Annotated in this window: 1 protein-coding gene; it reads right to left on the bottom strand. The window is 67.1% G+C overall.

From position 1 onward, the window contains the following. The coding region (locus DIE06_RS37955) for an electron transfer flavoprotein subunit beta/FixA family protein (RefSeq protein ID WP_148094392.1) at positions 1-627 on the bottom strand (627 nt) is incomplete at both ends.

Genomic DNA, 627 nt, shown 5'->3' with positions numbered 1-627 from the left:
CGTCTTCACGTCCGGCACCTTCACGCCGGCCGCGCGCTTCGGCGGCTCGGCCACCTTCAGCGTCTTCAGACGCGGCGCGACGTCCACGCCCAGGTCTTCCGGCTTCACCGTTTCCAGCGGCTTCTTCTTCGCCTTCATGATGTTCGGCAGCGTCACGTAGCGCGGCTCGTTCAGGCGCAGGTCGGTCGTCACGACCGCCGGCAGCGTCAGCGACAGCGTTTCCGCGCCGCCGTCGACTTCACGTGCGACGGTCGCACGGCCGTCGGCGATCGTCACCTTCGACGCGAACGTCGCTTGCGGCAGACCTGCCAGCGCGGCCAGCATCTGGCCCGTCTGGTTCGAATCGTCGTCGATCGCCTGCTTGCCGAGGATCACCAGTTGCGGCTGTTCCTTGTCGACCAGCGCCTTCAGGATCTTCGCGACGGCCAGCGGCTCGACGCTGTCGTTCGACTCGACCAGGATCGCGCGATCCGCGCCGATCGCCAGCGCCGTGCGCAGCGTTTCCTGCGCCTGCGTCACGCCGACCGACACCGCGATCACTTCGGTCGCCACGCCCGCTTCCTTCAGGCGCACCGCTTCTTCCACCGCGATTTCGTCGAACGGGTTCATCGACATCTTCACGTTCGC

The sequence above is a fragment of the Burkholderia sp. Bp8998 genome (assembly GCF_003854235.1).
In the GTDB taxonomy this organism is placed as follows: domain Bacteria; phylum Pseudomonadota; class Gammaproteobacteria; order Burkholderiales; family Burkholderiaceae; genus Burkholderia.
Note: the sequence above shows the minus strand (reverse complement) of the source record. Positions and strands in the feature narration are given on the sequence as shown.